General features: G+C 62.0%; 13 protein-coding genes. 4 read left to right on the top strand and 9 right to left on the bottom strand.

Annotation, left to right across the window (positions count from 1 at the left end; all coding sequences use genetic code 11):
- Nucleotides 1-360: 360 nt before the first annotated feature.
- The 6 genes from KO538_RS20600 to KO538_RS20575 all read right to left on the bottom strand — a co-directional run bounded on the left by KO538_RS20600 (nucleotide 361) and on the right by KO538_RS20575 (nucleotide 8,372).
- Nucleotides 361-1,380: a glucokinase gene (locus KO538_RS20600; RefSeq protein ID WP_219329499.1), complete on the bottom strand. Its 1,020-nt coding sequence runs from the start codon at nucleotides 1,378-1,380 to the stop codon at nucleotides 361-363.
- Nucleotides 1,381-1,759: 379 nt separating this feature from the next.
- A complete protein-coding gene (locus tag KO538_RS20595; RefSeq protein WP_034760160.1) occupies nucleotides 1,760-2,722 on the bottom strand; it encodes a VTT domain-containing protein in 963 nt (320 codons plus the stop codon).
- A gap of 27 nt (nucleotides 2,723-2,749) precedes the next feature.
- Complete coding sequence (locus KO538_RS20590; RefSeq protein WP_219329498.1) at nucleotides 2,750-4,441, bottom strand: ABC transporter ATP-binding protein; 1,692 nt, start codon at nucleotides 4,439-4,441, stop codon at nucleotides 2,750-2,752.
- A gap of 9 nt (nucleotides 4,442-4,450) precedes the next feature.
- Nucleotides 4,451-5,560: an ABC transporter permease gene (locus KO538_RS20585; protein WP_128140440.1), complete on the bottom strand. Its 1,110-nt coding sequence runs from the start codon at nucleotides 5,558-5,560 to the stop codon at nucleotides 4,451-4,453.
- A gap of 9 nt (nucleotides 5,561-5,569) precedes the next feature.
- Nucleotides 5,570-6,508, bottom strand: a complete 939-nt coding sequence (locus KO538_RS20580) for an ABC transporter permease (RefSeq protein WP_034760169.1) — start codon at nucleotides 6,506-6,508, stop codon at nucleotides 5,570-5,572.
- 28 nt (nucleotides 6,509-6,536) lie between these two features.
- Complete coding sequence (locus KO538_RS20575; RefSeq protein ID WP_257620477.1) at nucleotides 6,537-8,372, bottom strand: ABC transporter substrate-binding protein; 1,836 nt, start codon at nucleotides 8,370-8,372, stop codon at nucleotides 6,537-6,539.
- 624 nt (nucleotides 8,373-8,996) lie between these two features.
- On the opposite strand from KO538_RS20575, the gene KO538_RS20570 reads away from it, so the two are divergent.
- The 3 genes from KO538_RS20570 (at nucleotide 8,997) to KO538_RS20560 (ending at nucleotide 17,802) form a co-directional block, all read left to right on the top strand.
- Nucleotides 8,997-11,777, top strand: a complete 2,781-nt coding sequence (locus KO538_RS20570) for a TonB-dependent receptor (RefSeq protein WP_219329497.1) — start codon at nucleotides 8,997-8,999, stop codon at nucleotides 11,775-11,777.
- Between the two features lie 178 nt (nucleotides 11,778-11,955).
- The gene (locus tag KO538_RS20565) at nucleotides 11,956-14,628 is read left to right on the top strand and encodes a TonB-dependent receptor (RefSeq protein ID WP_219329496.1); all 2,673 of its coding nucleotides are present in this window, start codon (nucleotides 11,956-11,958) and stop codon (nucleotides 14,626-14,628) included.
- Nucleotides 14,629-14,982: 354 nt separating this feature from the next.
- A complete protein-coding gene (locus KO538_RS20560; protein WP_070303337.1) occupies nucleotides 14,983-17,802 on the top strand; it encodes a TonB-dependent receptor in 2,820 nt (939 codons plus the stop codon).
- Nucleotides 17,803-17,889: 87 nt separating this feature from the next.
- On the opposite strand, the gene aroG is transcribed toward KO538_RS20560, so the two are convergent.
- Nucleotides 17,890-18,954: a 3-deoxy-7-phosphoheptulonate synthase AroG gene (aroG, locus tag KO538_RS20555; protein ID WP_034760477.1), complete on the bottom strand. Its 1,065-nt coding sequence runs from the start codon at nucleotides 18,952-18,954 to the stop codon at nucleotides 17,890-17,892.
- 498 nt (nucleotides 18,955-19,452) lie between these two features.
- Here aroG and KO538_RS20550 point away from each other — a divergent pair, with 498 nt between their 5' ends.
- Nucleotides 19,453-22,299, top strand: a complete 2,847-nt coding sequence (locus KO538_RS20550) for a TonB-dependent receptor (RefSeq protein WP_219329495.1) — start codon at nucleotides 19,453-19,455, stop codon at nucleotides 22,297-22,299.
- A gap of 138 nt (nucleotides 22,300-22,437) precedes the next feature.
- Here KO538_RS20550 and tldD read toward each other — a convergent pair whose 3' ends face one another.
- Together tldD and KO538_RS20540 are read right to left on the bottom strand one after the other, a co-directional pair.
- Complete coding sequence (gene tldD, locus KO538_RS20545) at nucleotides 22,438-23,898, bottom strand: metalloprotease TldD (protein WP_219329494.1); 1,461 nt, start codon at nucleotides 23,896-23,898, stop codon at nucleotides 22,438-22,440.
- 21 nt (nucleotides 23,899-23,919) lie between these two features.
- Complete coding sequence (locus tag KO538_RS20540) at nucleotides 23,920-24,720, bottom strand: carbon-nitrogen hydrolase family protein (RefSeq protein ID WP_034760185.1); 801 nt, start codon at nucleotides 24,718-24,720, stop codon at nucleotides 23,920-23,922.
- Between the last annotated feature and the right edge of the window lie 7 nt (nucleotides 24,721-24,727).

Here is a 24,727-nt window from a genome sequence, read left to right as displayed (position 1 = left end):
AGAAAGAAATCAAAAACGTTCATTTCAACGTAACAGATGGCAGACATCGATGATGACGCCGTGCTGGGTTACTAGTTGAGGCTGTTTTTCCGACGCCTTGGCCGATGCGCGCAAAGCGGGACTAAAGCGGATGCAGTGAAAGTCCTGCCATCCATGGTGCTGGCCTTAAATAACCAGCAATGAAACGAACTCCGGAGCAGCTGCTTTTCCCGTGGCGGCGAACCAGCCAGACAGGAGAGCGACAGTCGTCGTTTCATCCAACGATGCCAATTGTACCTGATAAAAAGCGGAAAAGCGCAAAACCGGGCAAAACACGCGTTTTACCCGGCCCTGGCGCGACACATCGCCCGCTTGCCCGCGTCACAGGGAGGCGAGTTTCTCCGAGAGAATGGCCGATGCGCCCAGGAAAGCTGGGTACTGCGCCGTGATGACGAAGGTCGGCACTTGCGAGACGTAATTGGCGAAGCGGCCCTTGCGCTCGAAGCGGGCGCGGAAACCGGAGCGGTCGAAACGCGCGCCCAGGCGTGGCACGATGCCGCCGCCGATATAGATACCGCCCAGCGCGCCCAGGGTGACGGCGACGTTGCCCGCCACGGTACCGAGCATGCAGCAGAACGCTTCGATGACGTCGTCGCACAGCTGCGATTCGCCAGCCAGCGCGCGGCGCGTGATTTCCGCCGCCGTCAAGTCTTCGGCCGGCACGCCCGCGCGGTCGGCCAGGGCGCGGTAGATCAGTTCCAGGCCATCGCCGGAAATCAGGCGTTCGGCCGAGACGTGCTCGTATTCGCGCCAGGCGAATTGCAGGATGCTCACTTCCACTTCATTGAACGGCGCAAAGCTGACGTGGCCGCCTTCGCTTTGCAGGGCGATCCAGCCGCCGTGCGATGGAATCAGACCCGACACGCCCAGGCCCGTGCCGGCGCCGATCAGGCCGATGGCCGTGTTCGGACGGGCCGTGCCCGCGCCCACCTGGTGCTTTTGCTCGCTCGACAGTTGCGGCAAGGAGCGCGCCAGCGCCGTGAAATCGTTGACCACGTCCAAAGTCGTGAAACCGCACTCTTCGCGCATGGCGCGGATCGAGAACGACCAGTGGTGGTTCGTCATGCTGAGGAAATCGCCGTCGACCGGGTTGGCGATGGCGATCACGGCATGGCGCACGGCTTGCCCGCCGGCGGCAGCGATGTGCGGCAAGGCCAGATAGGCTTGCAGGGCGGCGGACAGGCTAGGGTAATCGGCACAGGGCAATACTTCCACCAGGGTGATGTGGCCAGCGGCCACTTCCAGGGCGAAACGGGCATTGGTGCCGCCCACGTCGGCCAGCAGGCGCGGTCCATCGGCGAAGGCGGAAGTCGGCAGTACGGGAGAAGACGAAGCGCTCATGATTTTAAATGATGAAGTGGGACGCATGGGACGCCAAGCTTAAAGGATGAATGCGCCCGGAGGCAAGCAAAGTTTGTAGTTTAAGTACATCAAAACAAGCCTTTATTGGTAGTTCCACTCCAAATGCAACAGGCAACGCCAAAATTGCTTAGAAACAATGATTTATAGTAAGTGCTTGCACTCATCAGGCGCGCGAAAAGCATGCTGCACAGCAGCAGGAGCCGCCTTGAAAACACAGTATGCCGGAGTTTGCGCAAAGCCGCTTTGTACGCGGCGGCGCGGGTGCGGCGCTGCCGGGCTGACGGTCCCGCAAAGGTCTTTTCGTATTATTACTACCGGTTTTTTTACTGCCCGCCTGGCATGCCGGAGGCAGCGCGGGTCAGGAGGGCAAGCCTTCGCCCAGCAGGCTGGCGGGCGCCGGCTGGTCCGAGCGGTAGGCGGCATTCCAGGCATCGAGGCCGCCATGCAGGGGCTTGGCGCGGTGAAAGCCGTGCTGGTGCAGCAGCTTGGCCACTTGCGCGGCCGTCACGTCGTTGGGACAGCTGCAATACACGATGATGTGGCGGTCCTTGTCCATGGCGATCATGGCGGGCACCGGCTCCTTGCCATTGAAGAACAAGGCGCCCGGCACGGCGGGTTCCAGCGCCTGCGCCGTGGCACTGCGCGCGTCGACCATCAGCGGCTCCTCGCCCTGCTCTATGAGTTCGAGCAATTCATCGATGCCGATGCGCTCGATCTGCAAGGCCTGGCGGAAACGCCGGCGTTCAAGGAATTTGTACAGCAGGAACAAGCCCAGCAAGGTGGCCAGCATCAGCAAGGCCGTGCTGCCCATGGTGCTGAGCAAGTCGAGCACCTGCTGCACGCTGGCATGGAAAATCACGCCGACGACGATGCCCGTACCGCTCCACAGCAAGGCGCCCAGGCCCGCGTACAGGAAGAACAGGCCCGGCGGCGTACCCAGCGCGCCCGACATCGGTGCGGCGACGGTATTGAAGCCCGGCACGAACTTAGAGACGATCAGGGCTTTCGGGCCCCAGCGCTTGAATTTGTCTTCCGTCTGGCTGACGCAGTAATCGGGCGAGAGGGAGATGCGGCACAGCAGCCGCAGGATGCGCTTGCCGAAATGGCGGCCCGCGCGGAACCACGTGAAGTCACTGATCAGACAGGCACTCAACGCGGCGGCCAGCACCAGCGCCCCATTCATGTCGCCATCGACAGCCAGCGCCCCCGCCACCACGAGGATGGGAAAAGCGGGAATCGGCAGGCCGAGCTGCTCCACCAGCACGATGCCAAAGACGATCAGGACACCGTAATGTTCGAGCAGGTAAATGAGGTTGGGCATGGTCGCTATCTTACCGTAAAAGCGTGTTTAGATTTGCACGCCCTTCGGTATGGCGCTCAATAAGGTACGCGTGTACGGATGCACGGGATTGCGGTACAGTTCATCCGAATCGGCCAGTTCCACCACTTGCCCCTTGTGCATCACCATCACCTGGTCGGCGATGTATTTCACCACCGATAAGTCGTGCGAAATGAAGATGTAGGACAGGCCGAATTCATCCTGCAAGTCCTGCAACAGATTGAGCACCTGCGCCTGCACCGACACGTCCAGCGCCGACACGGATTCGTCGCAGACGAGGATTTCCGGCTGCATGGTCAGGCAGCGGGCAATGGCGATGCGCTGGCGTTGGCCACCCGAGAACTCGTGTGGATAGCGGTGGAAGGCCTGTTCCGGCAAGCCGACCTTATCGAGCAGCCAGTAGGCCTTGGCGATGCGTTCCTTGTCATCGGCGCCGATGCTGTGGATGCGCATCGGTTCGAGCAATATCTGTCCGACGGTAAACCTGGGATTCAAGGACGCATACGGATTCTGGAAGATGATCTGGATGCGGCGTTTATACGGCAAATACTCCTTGTTCGGCATGGCAATCAGGTCCTTGCCGTGGAACATGGCCGTGCCGCCCGTCGCCTGGTGCAGGCGCAGCAAGGTCAGGCCCACCGTCGTCTTGCCGGAGCCGGATTCGCCCACCACGCCCAGGGTCTTGCCGCGCGGCAAAGTGAACGACACATCCTTGACGGCCTGGAACTCGCGTTTGCCGAACAGGCCTTCGCGCGTATAAAAACTTTTGCTCAGGTTATTTACCACCAGCACCGGTTCGTCACCGGGCGTGTAGCCGCGCGTGCGCTGCTTCACCTCGACACCGGGACCGGCCTTGCCTTCCATGTAATCGGCAATCACGGGCAGGCGCCACGGGCGCTCATCGAGCGAGGGGCGGCAATGCAGCAGGGCCTTGGTATAACTGTCTTGCGGCGCTTCGAATACCTGGCGCACCTCGCCCGTTTCGCGCACTTCGCCATGGCGCATGACGATCACCTGGTCGGCGATCTCTCCCACCAGGCCCAGGTCGTGGGTAATGAACAGCACGGACATCTGATGCTTCTTTTGCAGCGCCGCGATCAAGTCCATGATCTGCTTCTGGATCGTCACGTCCAGCGCCGTCGTCGGTTCGTCGGCGATCAAGAGTTTCGGTTCGCAGGCGATCGCCATGGCGATCATCACGCGCTGCTGCTGGCCGCCCGACATCTGGCTCGGGTAGGCGTCGATCTTGGTGGCCGGATCGGGAATGCCCACTTCCTCGAGCAGCGCCAGCGTACGCGCCCGCGCCCGCTTGCGGTTCATGCCCATATGCTGGCGCAGCACTTCGGCGATCTGGAAACCGACGGTGAACACGGGGTTCAGCGACGACATCGGCTCCTGGAAGATCATCGAAATATCCTTGCCGCACATGGTGCGCCGCTCGGCGATCGACAGTTGCAGCAAATCGCGCCCGCCAAAATGGATGCTCGAGGCGGGGTCGATAATGGTGTTATCCGGTGGCAGCAAGCCCATCACGGCCAGCGAGCTGACGGACTTGCCGCTGCCCGATTCGCCCACCAGCGCGACCGTGCTGTTGCGCGGCACGTTGAACGAGATGCCCTTGACGGCTTCGAACGTGGTCTTCTTGTCCAGGCGGAAGGTGACGCGCAGGTCGCGCACTTCCAACAGGTTATTCTGGTCCATGAGCAACTCCTATTTCACTTTGGGGTCGAGCGCATCGCGCAAGGCATCGGTAAACAGAGAGAACGCCGTCACCAGCACGGCCATCGCCGTGGCGGCGGCTGTCAGCTGCCACCATTTGCCCAGGATCAGTTCATTTTGTGCCTCGTTGAGCATGCTGCCCCACGAGACGGTACCCACCGGCACGCCAAAGCCGAGGAAGCTCAGAATCACTTCCGCCTTGATGAAGCCCACCACGAGAATCGACATTTGTACCAGCGCCACGTGGCTCACGTTCGGGAAGATGTGGGAAAACATCTTGCGCCAGTGCGAGGCGCCGATGGCGTCGGCCGCCATCACGTATTCGCGCGCCTTGTGCTTGATGTATTCGGCGCGGATCAAGCGGTACGGCCCCGTCCAGCCCGTCAAGCCGAGGATCAGCACGATGGTCAGCACGCCCTTCTGTTGCAGCACGGCCGCCACCGTCAAGATCATCAGGATGGACGGAATCGACGTAAAGATGCTGTAGAACCAGTTGAAGAAATCATCGACGACGCCGCCGAAGTAGCCGGACACGGCGCCAAACAAGGTGCCCAGCACCACGGCCAGCAAGGCTGCCACCAGGCCCACGACGATCGACGTTTCACCGCCCTTGATGGTTTTCTGGATGATGTCATGACCCCACTTGTCGGCGCCGAACGGCAATGTCGCCGCCTTGTGCGTGACAAGTTTCTTGGCCTTGCCCATGCCGGCGCGCAAGGCCGTCAAGTCGTCGGCCAGCGGGTCGGTGACGCCGTACATCTCGACGCCAGCCGATGGGTTACTGCCCATCTGGGCGCGCAGTTCGGCAATGTCGTCGGCCAGCGGATCGAGCACGTTGACGGGGGTGGGCGCGCTGCGCTCATCGGCCAGGGGAATGGCGCCATCGGCGGCCACGTCCTTGTCGGCGCCGACAAACGTGGGCGGCGCATAGCTGACGGCCACTTCGTCTTCCCAGTTCGAGGCGACCAGGCCGCTGGCGGAGGCCAGTACCAGCAGGAAAAAGGCGCCGACCACGGCCAGCGATACCATTGCAATCTTGTCGCCGCGCAAACGGCGCCACGCCAGGGCCCACAGGCCGGGCGATGTATGAGGTTTCGACATCGTCTCTTTCTACTTCAGTTGTACGCGAGGATCGACCGCCTGGTACAGCAGGTCGGTGAGCAGGTTGAAGAGCATGGTGGCGGCGGCAACATACACGGTGATCGCCTTGATCACCGGAAAGTCGCTGCGCTCGACGGCCAGGATCACTTCACGCCCGATACCGGGTATGCCGAAGAAGCGCTCGAGCAGGAAAGCGCCGATCAGCAGGGCCGGCAAGTTCGACATCACATAGGTAATGATGGGAATGGCGGCGTTGCGCAGCACGTGGACCCACATGATGCGGCCTTCCTTGAGGCCCTTGGCGCGCGCCGTGCGCACGTAATCCTGGTTCGCCTCGTCCAGCACGAAGGTGCGGAACAGGCGCAGGGTCGGCGCGATCGAGACGGCCAGGCCGATCAAGATCGGCAAGGTCGAATAGCGCAGCAGGTTTTCCCAGAAGCTGTCGCCCCAGCCCTGCACGGGGAACAGGCCCAGTTTATAAGCAAAGCCGTACTGGAAGACGATGATGTAGACGAGAATGGAAATCGACATGCCCACCGTGCAGGCGATCATGACGGCGCGGTCCGTCAGCGAGCCGCGCACGAAAGCGATGGCCAGCGCCAGCGCCACGCCAAAAAACGTTTCCAGCACGGTCAGCGGGATCAGGACCATCATCGACGGGCCCAGGCGCGAGGTGATGATGTGCGACACGGATTCGCCCGTGGCCCAGCTCTGGCCGAAGTCGAACGTGACGATCTGCTTGATGAATATCCACAGTTGCACGTAATACGGCTGGTCGACGCCGAGCTGGCGACGGATGTTGGCGATGCTCTCGGCACTAGACATCTTGCCGGCCAGGATATAGGCGGGGTCGCCGCCCACCCAGTTAAACAGGATAAACACCAACAGGACGACGCCCAGCATGGTGGGCAGCATCTGCCACAGGCGGCGCAGGATATAAGCAAACATAATGATTCCCTAGCGTTATAAGCTGCGTTTATTTGGCGGCTGGCGCCGGAACCGGTGCACCGTTGCTGTCGATATCCATGTACGCCCACTCCTGGAACAGGATCGGGTGCTTCTTGTAGCCGAGCACCGACTTTTGCGCCAGCATGTTGCGGTAGCGCGCATAGCCGATCAGGGCGCCAGCATTCACTTCCAGGCGGCGCGCCATCTTGTGGAACAGCTCGTCGCGCTCGGGGCTGGCCGGCATGGCCTGGCTGGCCGCGTACCACTTGTCGTATTCGGGATCTTGGTAGCAGCCATTGTTGTTCTGGTGCGTGTTCGGGCCGTAGAACAGCTGCATGAAGTTGTCGCCGTCCGGATAGTCGGCCAGCCACGGCGCCGTGCGCGTCTGCATCTTGCACTGCTTTTCCGTCTTTAAAATGTCGGAAAAGATCATGCGGTCGTTTTCCATGCGGATGCCCAGCGAGTTGTAGGTCTTGCGCCACATTTCCGCCTGCAGCACGCCATTGGCTTCATTGCGCGAAGCGTAGCGGATCAGCAGCGGCTTACCGTCCGGCAAAGTACGCCAGCCATCGGCGCCCTTCTTGTAGCCGAATTTGTCGAGCAACTTGTTCGCCAGCACGGGATCGTATTGCAGCAGGGATTTGTAGTGCGGGTCGTAGCCGACGACGCCGGGCGGGATCGGATAGTCGAGGCGCTTGGCCTGGCCATTCCAGATGATGCGGATTTCTTCGTCGATGTTGTGCGCCATGGCAATGGCACGGCGCAGGGCGATCTTTTCCTTGCTGAAACCGCCCAAGGTCGGATCTTCCATATTCCAGTAGTAATAGCTGATCTCGGGATCCAGCAGGCGCGACAGTTGCACGCCCTTCTCCGCCAGCTCGGGACGCAGCTTGCCGTTGAGCAGCGCTTTCGGCGCCAGCGGGCCATCGAGCCAGAACACGTCCGTGCCGCCGCTCTGGAACGACAGCCAGCGCGACTGGTCCTCGATCATGACGGAAATTTCAATGCGGTCGATGGCGGGAATGCGCTTGCCCTGCATCTGGCGCACGATGCGCTGGTCGTCCGGGTCGTCGCCAGCCAGGAAATTCCACGTTTCCGGCAAGTGCTGCGGGTTGCGATTCAACACGATGCGGTTGCCGCGCGTCCATTCGCCCAAGGTGTAGTAGCCGGTACCGACGGGATTCGAACCCACTTCGCCCTTCACGTCGCCGTATTTCTCCACCACTTCGCGCGCCACGGCGGACGTCGGCACGTAGGCGAGGATCATGGGGAAATTGAAATCGGTCTTGGTGAGGGTCACGCGCAGGGTGTACGGGTCGAGGATTTCCAGGCCGGCCACCTTCTTGCTGTAGTCGAGCTTGTTCGACTTGGCCGCGTCCTTGGCCAGGTCGTCGAGTCCCACTACCTTGCCTTCGAACAGCCAGCTGTGCGGCGAGGCCAGGCGCGGGTCGAACAAACGCTTCCACGAATACACGTAGTCGGCCATCGTCAGTTCGCGGCGCTTGCCGCCGAACGCGGGGTCGGGCGTGTAATACATGCCTTTTTTCAGGCGGATGGTGTAGGTCTTGCCGTCGGCGGACACTTCCGGCATGGCGGCCGCCGCACCGGGCACCACCTTGACGGGGCGCGCCAGGTAGTCATAGGTGTACAGGGTGTCGAAGACGGCCTGCGTGATGTGGTTCGAATACAGGTCGCGCGCGGTAGCGGGATCGAAGCCCGTCTCGGCGGCCGGCAGGATATAGCGCAAGGTTTTCACCGGCGCGCCTGCGGCGGCAGGGGCAGCATCGGCGGCGGCAATGGCCGCCAGCGGCAGGGTGGCCAGGCAGGCGAGCAGCGCCATGCGCCGCATCCATGGTGACTTCATGTAATACCCTTCATCTCGATTATCTGTCGCACCGTATTGGTGCGCTTGTACTGGCTTCCCCCTGGGATACAGGATTCCACCGCCAAAACCAGTCCATCCTCGCAAGATCTATGCCTTGCTCATCGCCAGCCCCGACCACATGCAGGCAAGCCGGAAAAAGGCGTAACGATAACGCATATTCTGTTCGCCGGGCGAAAAGCCGCAGCACTGGCGTGACGCGCAGCCACGGCCGCCAGCCTCGCGGGGAGAATCTTCCGCAGCGCAGCATAGACAAGCGGCGTCCATGAAAAATCGGCCTGCCAGTACCCCTTATGGTTGCCAATGACAGCTGTTTTTATGGCAGTACGGAAAATACGCATCGCACTGCAACATTAAAATAATTGCAATTATTGAAACGTATCAACATGATAAAAAACACTGTTGTTTCCATGCTGAAAGCAGATGTGTGCGCGTTGACAAGGTTTCTCGGCAAGTGGTCTTATCAATCACGACGGCTCACACGATATGCCGTTTGATCCATGGCGATTGCCGACGCAGCAATCTTTATCACCTTGGCAAAGCTGTGCCGTACAAGGGCCGGCCGAGCACACTTTCGGAGTTCTGAGAATGATGATGGAAACAGTGATGTCCCGCTCCGTACGCCTGATTTTTTCGGGTAGCGTAGCAGCGCTCAGCCTGGGCATGATGGCGGCGCCGGCAATGGCGCAAGACGCCAATGTACAACGTGTGGAAATTACAGGCTCGAGCATCAAACGAGCCACGGCCGAGACCGCATCGCCGGTCCAGGTCATCAGCCGCGACGACTTGATGAAATCGGGCAAGGCCACCGTCGCCGAATACCTGCAAACCCTGACCGCCGATGGCGCCGGCTCCCTGCCGACGGGCTTCGGCAACGGCTTTGCCGCCGGTTCCACGGCCATCTCGCTGCGCGGCCTGGGCGCCACCTCGACCCTGGTCTTGCTCAACGGCCGCCGCATGGCGCCGTTCGCGCGCGCCGATGACGGCCAGAAGAGCTTTACCGACCTGTCCACCGTGCCGATGCAGATCGTCGAACGCATTGAAATCCTCAAGGACGGCGCCTCGTCGACCTACGGCGCAGACGCCATCGCCGGCGTCGTCAACATCATCCTGCGCAAGGACTTCGAAGGGCTGACCCTGAAAGGCGACACGGGCATCTCTGGCGACAGCGACGCCAAGCAGCACCGCGCCTCGCTGACTTTCGGCAAGGGCAACCTCGATACGGATAAATTCAACTTCGTCGTCAATGCCGAATACAGCAAATCGGACATGCTGATGAACAGCGACCGCGCCGGCCGCAAATGGATAGGCAAGGCCGACCTGCGCCCGTATGGCTATGCGATCAACACCCAGTTCGCCGGCGGCTACATCAATGGCAACAACGATGCAAATGCGGCACCGACAGGCCTGATCCGCGACCCCGTCACCAACAACTATGTGTCCCTGCCCGGCTGCTCGAGCTTGTCCGTGTCTTCACCGCAAGATCCGAAGGGCGGCTGTTTGTGGCACCACGACCAGTTCCGCGCGATGCAGCCGAAGATCGAATCGATCAACCTGTACACGCGCGGCACCTGGCAAGTCAATGCCGACACCCAGGTGTATGCGGAAGCGGGCTACTCGAAGCGCGATACGGCGTTCGCCATGATACCGCCGTCGGTCACGCCCACCGTCGCCTTCCCGCCGAACGCCGGCAACAAGGCGGGCGTCATCAACTATGCCACCGGCACCGGCACCAGCATCGTGCTGGCCGCCAACCACCCGCAAAATCCGTATGGCGTGCCGGTGCGCGTGCGCTACCAGGCGTTCGACGTGGGCGCCAGCACGCGCACCGCCAACAACGAGTTCAACCGCATCGTGCTCGGCGTCAAGGGCAATGCCATGGGCTGGGACTACGATGCCGGCTACACGCATTCGGAATCGAAACTGCACCTCGATTACAGCAACATGCTGAACATGGCCGTCGTCAGGGATGCGCTAGGCAATCCGAACAGCCAATATTTCCCGTACTACATCGGCGCGCAGGCGGGCAAGAATCCCGCATCGCTGTACGCGGCCATGGTGACGAACGCCACCTCCGATTCCACGACCAAGCTCGACATCATCGACTTCAAGGCCACGCGCGAACTGATGCAGTTGCCCGGTGGCGCCATGGGCCTGGCGATCGGCGCGGAACACCGCCGCGACAAGCTCGACAATCCATCGCTGACGGGCACGGAAGACGGTTCCATCAACGCCAGCTACGTGGCCGCCAAGGGCGACAGCAAGGTCTCGGCCGTGTTCCTCGAAGTGCTGGCGCCCGTCATCAAGACGGTGGAACTGTCGGGCGCCTTGCGTTACGACAAATACGACCGTTTCTCGTCGACCACGCCGAAACTGGGCGCCAAGTGGACGCCGCTGAAAACCTTCGCCGTGCGCGGCACGTATTCGGAAGGCTTCCGCGCACCGGGCCCGGCCGAAAGCAACGCCGATTCGCAATCGACGGGCACCTCGACCGTGAGCGATCCCGTGCGCTGCCCGGGCGGCACCCGCCTGCCGGGCGCCAATGCCAGCGACTGCGAACTGCAAGTGGCGGCCGTCAAGGTCGGCGACCCCAGCCTCAAGCCGGAAAAATCCAAGGGCTACACCCTGGGCCTGGTGTGGGATCCGTTCAACGATACCAGCCTGTCGCTCGATGCCTGGAAGATCAAGCGTGAAAACGAGATCAATCCGCTGCCGTACAACGAAGCAGCCGCCCTGCCGACAGCCATCCGCGCCGACAACAACCTGACCATCAACGGCGTCGTCACGCCGAACACAGGCACCTTGCTGATCACCAAGGCGCCGTACCGCAACTCCAGCTTCACGGAGATCAAGGGTATCGACCTGGATGTCAAGCAGCGCGTGCGCCTGGGCGACTACGGCCGCGCCACGTTCGGCCTGACCTGGACCCATATCGCTTCGTGGGTGCGGGCCGAGTCGTCCACCGTGCGCTACCAGTTCGCCGGCACGCATGGCAATTGCGACACGTCCAACTGCGCCGGCACGCCGAAGGACAAGATCAATCTGACCGGCTCGTGGGACCTGGGCAACTGGAACGTCAGCGGCGTGCTGAACTACCGTTCGGACATGAAGAACATCCTGTTTGAAGGCAAGCCGTGCGCTTCCAAGCTGGCCGACGGCACCGCGGCGCCGAACGGTTGCAAGCTCGCCTCGTTCACCACGCTCGACCTGTCGAGCCGCTGGAACGTCAACAAACAGTTGCAATTGTTTGCCTCGATCAACAACGTGACCGACAAGATCGCGCCGCTCGACCCGCTGACCTACGGCGGCATGAGCTACAACCCGATGGATGCCAGCGGCGCCATCGGCCGCTACTTCAAACTGGGCGCCAGCTACAAGTTCTTCTAAGCCGACATCCGTATCCTGACGCAAGGCGGTGAGCAATCACCGCCTTTTTTTTCGCCCGGACTGTGGCGCCAGGTCGCTCATCCGCACAGCTCTTGTGCCAGCACAAACCTTAGCTGCTGCGCGCCTGTAAAACTCCCTTGCAGGCCACTTGGCCAAACCCACGCCACAGGAGTGTCAGATGACGCAAACCCGCAGCCCCTCCCCCACCTTGCGCCTGTTGTGCGCAGCCTTGCTCGGCGCGTATGGCCATGCGGCCATGGCGCAGGACACCGGCACCGCCGGCGAGCCCCCTGCCATGCAGCGTGTCGAAGTCACCGGTTCCTCCATCAAGCGACTCGTCTCGGAAACGGCGACGCCCTTGTCCATCTTCAAGGCCGAGGATTTCGCCAAGCAGGGCTTGACGACGGCCCAGGAAGTGCTGAGCAAGATCCCCTCGAACGCGTCGAGCATGGGCAGCGGCAATGCCGTCGGCGGCAATACCAGCGGCTTGCCCACGGGCGGTCAGGCCAGCGCCGACTTGCGCGGCCTGGGCGGCGACAAGACCCTGGTCCTGCTCAACGGCCGGCGCATCGCCAACCATCCGTATGACGGCGCCAGCGTCGACCTGAACATCATCCCGATTGCCGCCCTGGAACGTGTCGAAGTGCTGCGCGACGGCGCCTCGGCCATCTACGGCACGGATGCCATCGGCGGCGTCATCAACTTCATCACGAAGCGCTCCGTCAACGTCACGAATATCACCGCCGAGGTCGTCTCGCCCGAACACAAGGGTGGCGGCGAGCACCGCGTCAACCTGTCGACGGGTTTCGGCAAGCTCGACACGGACGGCTACAATATTTTCGGCGTGCTCGACTACCACAAGCAAAAAGTGCTGACGTCGCAGGACCGTGACTTTTCCAAGACCGGCATCATCCCCTCGCGCGGGCTGTCCATTACCAGCGGCACGACTTTCCCCGGCAACTACTTCGATGCGGCGGCCAATGGCGGCGACGGCTTGGCCGGCAATCCCTACGCGGCCAGCGGTTGCCTGCCGCCCTTGTCGGTGGCCGCCGCCAACGGCACCTGCCGCCAGGATTACACGCGCCAGATCGACAACCTGCCCGCACAGGAACAGCTGGCATTCTTCGGCAAGGGCGCCTTCAAGCTCGGTGGCGGCCATTTGGCCACGGTGGAATACCTGCATTCGGAAAACAAGGTGAAGGCACGCACGGCGCCGCCGCCGCAAACGGGCTTGATCCTGCCCAGCACCAGTCCATACTATCCGGGCAATGCGGGCGGCGTGCCGGCCCAGCCGGGCCTGTCGGGCCAGCCGCTGAGCGTCAACTGGCGCCCCGTGGAAGCAGGCCAGCGGCAGATCGATTCGGATGGCAAGGCAGACCGCCTGGTGCTGGCCCTCGAAGGCGAGCTGTCCGGCTGGGACTACAAGACGGGCTTGAGCCACGCGATCAGCAAGTCGTCGGAAAAGTTCACGGGTGGCTATGTGCAGGATGCGGGCTTTGCCGCTGGCGTGTTGAACGGCATCCTGAACCCGTTCGGCGTGCAGGACGCGGCCGGCAAGGCTTACCTGGACAGCACCGCCCTGCGCGGCGAGGTGCAGAACGCCAAGGTCACCACGACGGGCTTCGACATCAAGGGCAGCCGCGAACTGACGCAGCTGGCCGGCGGCCCGCTGGCCATCGCTTTGGGTGGCGAAGTACGGCACGAAAAGGCCGACTTCAATGTCAACCGCGATATCGCCGGCCAGGCCGCCAGTTCCGGCTTGTCCGGCTCACTGTCGAAGAGCGGCTCGCGCACGATCCAGGCCGTCTTCGGCGAAGTCAACCTGCCCTTGATCAAGGATCTGGAAGTGCAGCTGGCCGCCCGCTTCGACCACTACAGCGACGTGGGCAGCACCACCAATCCGAAGCTGGCCCTGCGCTACCAGGCCAGCAGCGCGCTGGTGCTGCGCGGCTCGGCCAGCACGGGTTTCCGCGCGCCCACCTTGTTTGAAAAGAATGCGCCGCCATCGAAGAACGACACCAACGATACCTACGACGACCCCATCCTGTGCCCGGGCGGCGTGCCGCAGCCCGGTGCCAATCCCCTGCGCGATTGCGACTTGCAGCAATTCAAGCTGCAAGGCGGTAATGAAAACCTGAAACCGGAAAAATCCACCACCTTCGCCGTCGGCCTCGTGCTCGAACCGATCAAGGAAGTCACGCTTGCCGTCGATTACTGGAACATCCACCTGAAGGACAAGATTTCCTCCCTGCCCGAGCAATCGATCTTCGGCAACTACGAAAAGTACAAGGCCTTGTTCCTGCGCAATCCCGATGGTTCGCCCTACGCCATCCTGGACTTGAACGACAACCTCGGCGAAGTGAAAACCGACGGCATCGACGTCAGCCTGAATGCCCGCCTGGGACGTGGCGCGTATGGCGATTTCAGCGTCACGGTCGATGGCACGTGGACCCACAAGTATGACTACCAGAACGAGCGCGGCGGCGAATTCATTGCCAACGTGGGCCGCTACGCGGACAACAATCCCGTGTTCCGCTGGAAACATACGGCGGCGCTGAACTGGCGCCTGGGCAACTGGGGCGCCACCGTGTCGCAATCGTTCAAGTCCGGCTACACGGACCAGAATCTGGTCGAGCCGCCATACCGCCACGATGTGCCGTCATACAGCCTGCTCAACGTGTCGGGCAGTTACGTGTGGAAAGGCTTGTTGCTGACGGCCGGCGTGAAAAACCTGATGGACAGGGAACCACCGTTCTCGAACCAGGGCACTTTGTTCCAGAAAGGCTATGACCCGCGCTACACGGACCCGATCGGGCGCGCCTACTACTTGCGCGGCAGCTATACGTTTTGAGGGAGTGACGGAAGAAAGACAGACCAGACAGCGCTGGCCAGCGTGTGCCAGCCATGCCAAAGACGGCGCCATCAGCGATGATGTGCGCCGTTTTATTTTACGCATCTGAGCAGGGCTGACAAGGGTCCGCGATACTTTATTGCTGAAGGATTACAAAAAAAACAGGGAAATGTTGCATTTCGTCCAAAAAGTCCGCACGAAATTGACAATCTGAATCGTGAATGTTTTGATGAGGGCCCTGAAAATTTACAGAATTTTCATTGGTGGATTTGTAAAAAGGCAAATAAATTGTTAGTAAGCAACAAGTTATTTCAAAATAATTGCCGCCTTTATCACAATAACAAGGAATTTCAGATGATGATAGAAAATGTAATATCGCGGTCGCTGCGCCTGATGTTTGCAGGCGGCATGGCCCTGAGCATGCACGCCGCGTATGCACAAGAAACAACAGATGGCACCATGCAACGCGTGGAAGTCACCGGTTCGAGCATCAAGCGCATCGCTTCCGAAGCGTCGCTGCCGGTGCAGTCGTTCAACCAGAAAGACATCAAGAAAACCGGCGTCACCACGGTGACCGATTTCATCCAGCAAATTCCTGCGATGCAGGGCTTCTCCGTGGCCGCCGATTCGGTTGGCGGCGGCGGCGGCGGCGTCACCACGGCTTCGATCCACGATATCGGCGCAGCCTACACGCTGGTGCTGCTGAACGGCCGCCGTATTGCGCCATCCAATTCCGGCACCACCATCGACCTGAACTCGATCCCCCTGTCGGCCATCGAGCGCGTGGAAGTGCTGACGGACGGCGCCTCGGCACTGTATGGCGCAGACGCCATCGCCGGCGTGGTCAACTTCATCCTGAAAAAAGGCGCATCGCCGCTGGAAATCAATGCCAAGTACTCGCGTCCTGAAGAAAAAGGCGGCGCCAGCAACTCGATTTCCATCAGCAAGGGCTTCGGCGACATCGACGAAGACGGCTACAGCATCTTCGTGTCGGCCAGCCATGACGAACAAAAATCGCTGAAAGCATCGCAGCGCAGCTTCGCGAAAAGCGGCATCATCAATTTCAACGATCCGAAGAACGGCAAGGCACTGCAATTCATCAACGGTTCCTCGCGCTCCGCGCCAGGCAACGCAACTGTCGATTACGATGCCATCGATCCTGCCACCGGCAAGACAGTCAGCAAGTCCGTCAACCTGAACCCGTACGCACTGGCCCATGGCGGCAAATGCGCCGCCAGCAACATGGATTTCTATGGCGACGGCAACTGCTATTTCGATTCGCCATCGACCATCGAAATCAATCCCGAATCGAAGCGCGACGCCATCTTCAGCTCGGGTACCGTCAAACTGGGCAAAACCGGCTTCCAGGGTTTCTATGACCTCGCCTACACGGAAGCGCGCGTCGTCGCCAGCATTGCGCCGTACCCGGCCGATTTCTCCGTCGATGTCGGCTCGCCGCTGTTCAACAAATATCTGGCGCCGAACCTGACGCCAGCGCAACTGGCCAACGCCACGGGCGCCGTCGCCAAATACCGCCTGTCGGAAATGGGCAACCGCGTCTACGATTACGGCACCAAGGCCACCCACATCGTCGCCGGCATCGATGGCAATGCATTCGGCTGGGACATCAACTCCGCCGTAACGTACTCGAAAAACAAGCAGACGCAAGAATACGTCAGCGGTTTCCCGCTGGCGGACAAATTCGACGCGCAAGTAGCCGCCGGCAATATCGACCCGTTCGCCTACCCGGTCGGTTCCATGCCGGATGCCATGCGCCAGGCACTGCTGGGCACGGGCTTCAGCGGCACCTACAACACGCAAACCGTGGAAATGAAGGGCATCGACGGCCGCGCTTCGCGTCCTGTGTTCTCGCTGCCAGGCGGCACGGCCATGCTGGGCGTGGGCGCCGACTACCGCAACACCTCGTACAAGGTGCAGCAGGCGAATGTTGCCAAACAGGCGCAGATCCTGTTTGACAATGCACAAGTCGACAGCGAATACGCACGCGACAATGCCGGCGCCTACGCCGAGCTGATGATGCCAATCTCGAAAAAACTGGAAATGACCGGCTCGCTGCGTTACGACCAGATCGGATCCATCGACGACAAGCTGACGGGCAAGACGGTAGGCAAGAAAGAAAACGCCACCACCTGGAAAGTCAGCGGCAAGTATTCCGCCACCAAGAGCCTGATGTTCCGCGCCGCTGCCGGCACCGGCTTCCGCGCCGCCAGCATGCAGGAAATCGCCGGTCCACTGGAAGACTGGGGCGTCACGGGCGGTAACTATCAATGCCCATTGACGGCAGCGAACGGCATGGGCGGCCATCCGCTGGCCAGCTACTGCAGCGGCGTGGGACGCCAGCAATTCGAAGCCTTCCAGGGCGGCAACCCGGACCTGAAGCCGGAAACGTCGAAGCAATGGAGCATCGGTACCGTGTTCGAACCAATCGACAGCCTGTCGATGTCGTTCGACCTGTGGAACGTGGAAATCCGCGACCAGGTGACCGCCGTGTCCGAAGGCCTGATCTTCAACGATCCTGCCAAGTACGCCAATCTGTTCACCACCAAGCACATCAGCTCGACGGGCAAGGACGTGCTGGCCATCAAGCTGCTGCCGATTAACATCGGCAAGGTGGAAAACCGCGGTATCGACTACGACTTCACCCACAAGATGAAGCTGCTGGACGGCCGCCTGACGAGCCGCCTGATGGGTACCTACCTGCTGCGTTCGCGCTACACGACGCCGGGCACCGATGATCAATGGGAAACCAGCCTGAATCGCTACGGTTCGAACGACAAGGTCAGCTTCCGCAACATCATCCGTGCCACCACCACGTATGAGACAGCCAAGTTCACGCATACGCTGAGCGCCAGCTACCGCAACGGCTATACGGACAAGGAACAGACGGCTGACGATTGCGCCGTGATCGTGGCTGGCAGCCCTGGCGAATGCTATGGCATCCAACTGGAAGTGCCGAGCTATACCACCTTCGACTTCCAGACGGCCTACCGTCCGATGAAGAACGTGGAAATCACGGGCGGCATCCTGAACCTGTTCGACCGCAATCCGCCGTTCACCCTGCGTAACACGGGTTCGCATCAAGTGGGCTACAACCCATCGTACTCGAGCGCTCTGGGCCGCCAGTTCTACCTGAGCGGTTCCTACAAGTTCTAAGCTGACGGCATCTGCTCTCGGCTGAAAACTGAAAAGCCCGGAAAGCTTAGCTTTCCGGGCTTTTTTTCATGCTGCGCGCCACGTCACTTATTCCGCGTCGCCCTTCAAGCGGCGCTGCTTGACGGCTGCCGCCAGGTTTTCCAGCACGGCCACGCTGGCGCTCCAGTCGATGCAACCGTCCGTGACGGACTGGCCGTAGATCAATTCCTTGCCCGGGATCAAATCCTGGCGCCCCGCCACCAGGTGCGATTCCACCATCACGCCGACGATGCGGTCGTCGCCGCCCGCCACCTGGCTGGCGATGTCGGCGCACACGGGAATCTGGTTTTCCGGTTTTTTCGAGCTGTTCGCATGCGAGGCGTCGATCATCAGGCGCGCCGCCAGGCCTTGCGCCGCGATCGCCTTGCAAGCGTCGTCCACGCTGGCCGCGTCATAGTTCGGCGTTTTGCCGCCGCGCAAGATGATGTGGCAATCCTCATTGCCGTTGGTCGAGACGATGGCCGAGTGGCCGCCCTTCGTGACGGAAAGGAAATGGTGCGGCTGCGAGGCGGCCTTGATGGCTTCCACGGCGATTTTGACATTGCCGTCCGTGCCATTCTTGAAGCCGACGGGACAGGACAATCCCGACGCCAGCTCGCGGTGCACCTGCGATTCCGTCGTGCGCGCGCCGATGGCGCCCCAGCTGATCAGGTCGGCGATATATTGCGGACTGATCACGTCGAGGAACTCGGTACCGGCCGGCAAGCCCAGCTCATTGATATCGCGCAACAGTTCGCGCGCCATGCGCAAGCCGTCGTTGATGCGGAAGCTGTTGTCCATGTACGGATCGTTGATCAGGCCCTTCCAGCCCACCGTGGTGCGCGGCTTCTCGAAGTAGACGCGCATGACGATTTCCAGTTCGCCCGCGAAACGCGCACGCTCCTTCACCAGCAGGCGCGCATATTCCATCGCCGCCTTGGTGTCGTGGATGGAGCAAGGCCCGATCACCACCATCAGGCGGTCGTCCTGGCCGTGCAGGATACGGTGCAGGGCAATGCGGGCGCTGGCGGCGGTCTGTTCGGCTTGCTCCGAGCAGGCGAATTCGCGGATCAGGTGGGACGGCGGGGTCAATTCCTTCATTTCGCGAATTCGCAAATCATCGGTGCGGGGCATCATTTTCTCCAAAATTTAAGGATGGGTAAAACATCTGGGTAAAAAAAAACCGCCATCAGTGGCGGTTTTTTAGAATTTGCTGGGATCTCGTTTTGCTGCTACGTGAACCGACCGCTACTCCACCGCCTTTGGGTTGGAATTGCTAAAGTAAAAATAAGCGGTAAAAAAGTGGCGAGCGAACATGCGAGTCATCCGTAAGTGATGAACGACTATAAACCTAAATTGCAAGGGTTGGCAAGCATATTTGTCGGCAAAGCCGCATGCCGCTGCCGTTTTACACTGCAAAGTACGTTAAAAAGCATAAAAAGTTGCGCGCTGCCCCTACCCGTTCGCAGGCCACTACCGCTGTGTCCGTCGTGGCAACCACGCCACGCCAGCCATTCTATCGACGACAAGCGGGGCACTCCTTGATCCAGATCTACTCCCGGCATCGCCGCACGGGCAAAACTCAAGGACGCATCGACGATTCCTGACTGCCTGACCTTTCCGGAGAACCGCATGAGCCCTACACCATCCTTACCATCCGCTGCTTTTTCACCACCCAGACTGGGCCTGGCGCTGGCCAGTGCGCTGCTGAGTCTACCCGTCCTGGCGCAGGATGCTGCCCCCGTTGCCCGCGTGGAAATCACCGGCTCGAACATCCGCCGCGCGCAGGCGGAAACGGCGTCGGCCGTGCAAACGCTGAACGCGGCCGACATTGAAAAATCGGGCAAGTCCAGCGTGGCCGAACTGCTGCAGACCCTGGCCGTCGACAACCAGGGCTCGGTGCCCACCACCTTCGGCAACGGCTTTGCCGCCGGCGCTTCCGGCGTATCGCTGCGAGGCCTGGGTACGGCCTCGACCCTGGTGCTGCTGAACGGGCGCCGCGTCGCGCCGTATGGCCTGGCCGACGATGGCCAGAAGGTATTCGCCGACCTGAACATCATTCCCCTGGAAGCGGTGGAACGGGTGGAAATCCTCAAGGATGGCGCCTCGGCCATCTACGGTTCGGACGCGATTGCCGGCGTTGTCAACGTGATCCTGCGGCGCGACTACCAGGGCACGGCCATCAAGGGCAATTACGGCAAGACGAAGGAGTGGGACGGGCGCGATGCGCGCGCCGCCATCACGCACGGCTTCGGCGACATCGACAGCGACCGCTACAACGTGCTGCTGAACCTCGAGTACAGCGAAAAGGCCGCCATCTGGAACCGCGACCGGGCCGGACGGGGCGCCGTGGGCCGCAGCGACTTGCGCGACCTGGGTTTCAGCGCGCAGGAGTCGCTCAGCGGTGCGGGCGCCATCACCACCAACAACGCGGCCGGCAGTGCCGTCAACGGCAATGTGCGCAATCCCGACACGCTCGACTACTACAACCGCGGCAACCTGTCCGGCGCGGATTTTACGCGCACCTTCCCCGGCGCCGCCTGCGGCAACTTCACCACGCATCCGCAAGGCGACCCGGGCGGCGGCTGCCTGACCGATGCCGCGCAGCAGTACGGGCAGATCCAGCCCAAGCAAAAGAACATCAATTTCTTCGGCCGCGCCGCCTGGCAACTGACGCCAGCACTGCAGACGTATGCGGAACTGAACGTGTATCACAGCGAATCAAACTCGGCCACCACGCCATCGACGGTCAGCGGCTCGGTCGGCTACCCGGGCGGGCCCGTCAGCAATGCGGGCGTGTCGCTCGGCGCAGCCCACCCGGACAATCCATATTTCGGCACGGCGGCGCGGCTGCGCTACCTGGCGGCCGACGTGGGACCGCGCCTGTCGGAAGTCAATTCGACCTTCACGCGCTTTGTGGCCGGCATCAAGGGCACGGTGGCGGGCTGGGATATCGACAGCGCCTTGCTGTACTCGCAGAACAAGGTGTCGAACGACTTGAACGGCTACCTACAGCGCGACGTCGCCTTCGCCCTGCTCAACCCGACCGCCGCGAACGTGGCGGCGGCCAGCCTGAACCCCGCCTATGCGGCCCTGCCGGCCGGCAGCCTGTGGCGCATCGCGGAAAACGCGGGCCTCAATTCGCCCGAGCTGTACGCGGCCCTGTCGCCGCGCATCTCGAACGATGCCAAGACGCATATCGCGCAGATCGACTTCAAGGCCAGCCGCGAGGTGGCAAAGCTGGACGGCGGCGGCCTGGGCGTGGCCGTGGGTGCGGAATTCCGCCATGAATCGACGGAACTCAAGCCCACCACGGGCACGGAGCGGGGCAATATCATCGGCCTCGGCTATTCCGCCTACAAGGGCAGCCGCAACGCCTCGGCCATCTACGCCGAAGTGCTGGCGCCCGTGCTGAAAACCGTCGAGCTGTCAGGCGCCCTGCGCGCCGACCATTTCACCGACGTGGGCAATTCCTACACGCCGAAAGTGGGCGTGAAATGGACGCCCATGCGCGAACTGGCCCTGCGCGGCACCTTCGCCAAGGGCTTCCGCGCCCCCAGCGCGGCGGAAAACGGCGTCGGCGGCCTGGCCGCGTTTTCCACCGCCAGCGATCCGCTGCGCTGCGCGCTGGGCGTGGAAGTGGCGTGCGATCCCGCGCCGATCGCCGTCATCACCTCGCCCAATCCGAACCTGTCGCCGGAGCGTTCGCGCAGCTTTTCCGTCGGCGCCGTGTGGGACCCGCTGCCGCGCAGCAGCATTTCCGTGGACCTGTGGCAAATCCGCCGCAAGAATGAAATCAACCAGGAGCAAACGGATGCGGCCATTGCCGCCGGCAACGTAGCGCGCGACCCATCGACGGCCACCGGCATTGCCGGCGATCCGGGCGCCATCACGGCCGTGCTGGCCAACTATGTGAATTCGGCGCAAACGACGGTGCGCGGCATCGATATCGACGCCCGCCAGCGCTTCAACCTGGGCGGCGACTATGGCAACCTGACCTTCGACCTGAAGTGGACGCATCTGTACAAATGGCTGCGCACGGAACGCGATGGCACGCAGCGCGATTTTGCCGGCACGCATGGCAATTGCGACGTGTCCAACTGCATGGGTACGCCGGACGACCGCATCAACCTGGGCGCCACCTGGGAACGCCAGAACTGGCGGGTCACGGCCAACGTCAACTACCGTGCGCCGCTCGACAACATACTGTTCAAGAATGACCCGGACGGCTGCGCCACGCATTTCGCCGACGGCACCGACGCGCCGCGCGGCTGCCGCATCGCCTCGTTCACCACGGTGGACCTGACGGCCCGCTGGCTGGCCACGCCCAAGCTGGAAGTGTTTGCGACGATACAAAACCTGTTCGACAAGATCGCCCCGCTCGACCCGCTGACGTATGGCGCCACGGGCTACAACCCGCTCGACTACGCGGGCGCGGCAGGACGCTTTGTCAGTGCGGGGGTGAAGTATAAATTCTGAGAAATAGCGGTGGTGTCGGGTTGCGCCCTTCGGGCTAACCCGACCTACACGATCAGCTTGCCAGAAATGTAGGTCGGATTGCGCGGCGCAGCCGCGCGTAATCCGACACCGTTGTTGGCCGCGCAGTGCCCGAAAAGATCAGGCAGTCCCGCCAACCGTGATGCCATCGAGGCGCAAGGTCGGCTGCCCCACGCCCACGGGCACGCTCTGCCCTTCCTTGCCGCACACGCCCACGCCCGAATCGAGGCGCATGTCGTTGCCGATCATGGAGACACGGTTGAGCACGTCCGGGCCATTGCCGATCAGGGTCGCACCCTTCACCGGGTAGCTGAGCTTGCCGTTTTCGATCATGTACGCTTCGCTGGCCGAGAAGACGAACTTGCCGTTCGTGATGTCGACCTGGCCGCCGCCGAAGTTGACGGCATACAAGCCGTTTTTCACGGATGCGAGGATCTCGCCCGGGTCCTTGTCGCCGCCCAGCATGTACGTATTTGTCATGCGCGGCATGGGCAGGTGGGCGAACGATTCGCGGCGCGCATTGCCCGTCACGGGCATCTTCATCAGGCGCGCGTTCATCGTGTCCTGGATGTAACCCTTGAGGATGCCGTCCTCGATCAGGGTCGTGCACTGCGTCGGGTTGCCCTCGTCGTCGATGTTCAGGGAACCGCGCCGGCCAGCCAGGGTGCCGTCATCGACCACGGTGACGCCCTTGGCGGCCACGCGCTCGCCGATGCGGTCCGAAAACGCGGACGAGCCCTTGCGGTTGAAATCGCCTTCCAGTCCATGGCCGATCGCTTCGTGCAGCAGGATGCCGGGCCAGCCCGGCCCCAGCACGATGGTCATGGGACCGGCTGGCGCGGGGCGCGCTTCCAGGTTCACCAGCGCCGAATTGACGGCGTCCGTCGCGTATTGTTCCAGCACGGCATCGCTGAAATAGTCATAGCTGAAGCGCCCGCCGCCGCCGGCCGAGCCCGTTTCGCGGCGGCCATTCTGTTCCGCGATCACGGTCAGCGACACGCGCACCAGCGGGCGGATGTCGGCCGCCAGCACACCGTCGCTGCGCAGCACCAGCACCACGTCGTATTCGCCAGCCAGGCCCGCCATCACTTGCACCACGCGGGGATCTTTCGCGCGCGCCATCTTTTCCACGCGCTCGAGCAGTTGCACCTTGGCCGTGGCATCGAGCGAGGCCAGTGGATCGTTGGGCAGGTACAAGGAACGCCCGCCTTGCGGCTGCATCTGGCCCGCGATCTTGATTTTGCCGGCGCCCGCGCGCGCAATCGTGCGCGTGGCCGCCGCCGCTTCCAGCAGGGCCCGCTCGGAAATGTCGTCGGAATACGCAAACGCCGTCTTGTCGCCGGACACGGCGCGCACGCCCACGCCCTGGTCGATGGAAAAGCTGCCCGTCTTGACGATGCCCTCTTCCAGGCTCCAGCCTTCGCTCTTGGTCGACTGGAAATACAGGTCGGCATAGTCGACCTTGTGCGTAAACATCGTGCCCAGGGCCTTGAGCAGCTTGTCTTCGTCCAGGCCAAACGGCGTGAGCAGGATATCGCGTGCCACGGCCAGGCTGGACAGATTGGGTTCAAATGGGATCATGGCTTTTTCTCACAATTCAATTTACATGGTGCGGTGCGTGAGGGCCGGCAGCGACTCGCGCACGCCGGCCAAAAACACCAGGTCGATCTCGCCGCTGACCACGCCCTCGCCCTCAGGCAGCACGGCGATCACTTCGCCCCACGGGTCGATCAGCATGCTGTGGCCCCAGGTGCGCCGGCCGTTCGGATGCAGGCCGCCCTGCGCCGAGGCCAGCACATAGCACTGGTTTTCGATGGCGCGCGCGCGCAGCAGCACTTCCCAATGGGCGCTGCCCGTCGTATGGGTAAACGCGGCCGGCACGACGATCAGCGCGCAATCGCCCATGGCGCGGTACAGTTCGGGGAAGCGCAGGTCGTAGCAGATTGACAGGCCGACGCGGCCGAACGGCGTCTCGATAGCGCGCACCTGCGCACCGGGCACGATGGTGCGCGATTCATTGTACGACTCGATGCCGCGCGTAAAACCGAACAGGTGGATCTTGTCATAGCGGCCGGCCGGTTCGCCTTGCGGATCGTACACGAGCGTCGTATTCAAGACCTTGCCCTCCTGGCCCGAGATCAGGGGCAAGGTGCCGCCGATCAGCCAGATGCCGTGCTGGCGCGCCATCTGCGCCATGCCATCCTGGATGGGGCCACTGCCGGGCTGTTCCGCATGGGCCAGCTTGTCCGTTTCCTGCTTGCCCATGATGGCCCAGTATTCAGGCAGCACCACCAGTTGCGCGCCACCGGCGGCGGCCTGCGCCACCAGGCGCCGCGCCGTGGCCAGGTTGTCTTCCACGGAAGGCGAGGAAATCATTTGTACTGCTGCGACTGTATGCATCATTGCCACC

It is taken from the genome of Janthinobacterium sp. NKUCC08_JDC, from assembly GCF_019345575.1.
GTDB classification, from domain to species: domain Bacteria; phylum Pseudomonadota; class Gammaproteobacteria; order Burkholderiales; family Burkholderiaceae_D; genus Janthinobacterium; species Janthinobacterium aestuarii.
The sequence above is the reverse complement of the archived record's forward strand: the minus strand, read 5'-3'. Positions and strand labels throughout refer to the sequence as shown.